Genomic DNA, 1,519 nt, shown 5'->3' with positions numbered 1-1,519 from the left:
GCCGAGCCGTCGGGGCGCAAGCTTATGGTGGCCTCTTGCGCACTGGCCGGGACGGATTTTATTCTGCTGGCAGTCAAGCCCGAGGCCGAGGCGTTTCGCTCGTGGACGGCCCTGCGCACCGAACTGCTGCTTGTGCTGTGCGGCGGCATAGCGCTTATTGTTCTGGTGTCGCACCTGCTCATGAAGCAGCTTGTCAACAGGCTGCAGGCCAGCGATGAGCGCCGGGTGGCGGTTTTTGCCCAGATGGAACACAACCAGAAACTTTCGTCCATCGGGCGGCTGGCGGCTGGCGTGGCTCATGAGGTCAACAATCCTCTGGCCGTCATTTATGAAAAGGCGGGCCTTGCCCGCGACCTGCTGAGCATGGGCAAGATTTGCGGCGAAAGCAGGGACAGCGAACGGCTGAACGGTCTGCTTGAAGGCATAGAAAGCACCGTGGAAAGGGCGCGCGGCATCACCCACCGCCTGCTGGGCTTTGCCCGCCGGATGGAGGCCAACCGCCAGAGCCTGCACATTGAGGAAGTCATCACCGAAACCCTGTCGTTTCTTGAGCGCGAAGCCAAGAACCGGGGGGTAACGCTGGAAATGGATCTGGCCGAGGGCTTGCCCGAAATTGTTTCAGACAGGGGCCAGTTACAGCAGGTCTTTTTGAATATCGTGGGCAACGCCCTGGATGCCGTGACCGGCAGCGGGCAGGCTGGTGTGGCTGCCGACGGGCAAGGGCGCTTTGTAAAAGTGCGCTGTGTGCCATCGGGGCCGTCCGCGCTTGAGGTGACCGTGCGTGATAATGGCAAGGGCATGCCTCAAGAGGTGCTGCGGCACATTTTCGAGCCGTTTTATTCCACCAAGAAAAACAAAGGCACAGGGCTTGGCATGTTTATCACTTACGGCATCGTGCGCAGACTTGGCGGCGATATCCGTGTGGAAAGTGAGGAGGGGCGCGGCAGTGTCGTGCGTGTAACCTTGCCCCTGGTTCCGCCTGACGGCTCTGCGGAGGTATAGCAATGGCTTTGCGCATACTGCTGGCTGATGACGAAAAGGACTTTGTGGAAACTCTGGCCGAAAGGCTTGAGTTGCGCGGGTACAGCGTACGTGTGGTTTATGACGGCCTGGCGGCCCTGCGGGCCGCTGTAGAGGAAATGCCCGATGTGGTGGTGCTTGACCTTCTCATGCCCGGTCTGCCCGGCGATGAGGTGCTGCGCCGCCTCAAGAACGTGCAGCCCGGCCTGCCCGTGCTGCTGCTCACCGGGCATGCGGCCGTGGACGATACGGGTGTTTCGCCCGTAAGCCAGGCCTATGCCTGTCTGACAAAGCCGCTCAGTTTCAACACTTTTCTTGAAACGCTGGAGTCCGCGTGCCGTGACGGGCGTGAGGCAGCCTCCGGCGGGGGAGACATGTCATGAACGTCAGTCAGTGTACGGCCCGACTGCTGGCCTCGGCAGTGCATGATATGCGCAATGTTCTGGCCGTCATCCGTGAATCCGCGGGTCTTGCGCAGGATCTGGCCGCCCTTGCGTCA

At 61.0% G+C, this 1,519-nt stretch carries 2 protein-coding genes; both read left to right on the top strand.

Annotation, left to right across the window (positions count from 1 at the left end):
- A partial coding sequence (locus V6C16_RS13015; RefSeq protein WP_333543410.1) for a sensor histidine kinase occupies positions 1-1,002 on the top strand: 1,002 nt, incomplete at its 5' end.
- 2 nt (positions 1,003-1,004) lie between these two features.
- On the top strand, positions 1,005-1,403 hold the full coding sequence (locus tag V6C16_RS13010; protein ID WP_333536559.1) for a response regulator transcription factor: 399 nt from the start codon (positions 1,005-1,007) through the stop codon (positions 1,401-1,403).
- Positions 1,404-1,519 lie beyond the last annotated feature (116 nt).

The sequence above is a fragment of the Desulfovibrio sp. 1188_IL3213 genome, assembly GCF_036763145.1.
In the GTDB taxonomy this organism is placed as follows: Bacteria; Desulfobacterota; Desulfovibrionia; order Desulfovibrionales; family Desulfovibrionaceae; genus Desulfovibrio.
This window is presented reverse-complemented; position numbering and strand designations above follow the sequence as displayed.

Coding starts and splice junctions, on each gene's coding strand:
- V6C16_RS13010 (WP_333536559.1), top strand. CDS start 1,005: ATGGCTTTGCGCATACTGCTGGCTGATGACGAAAAGGACTTTGTGGAA.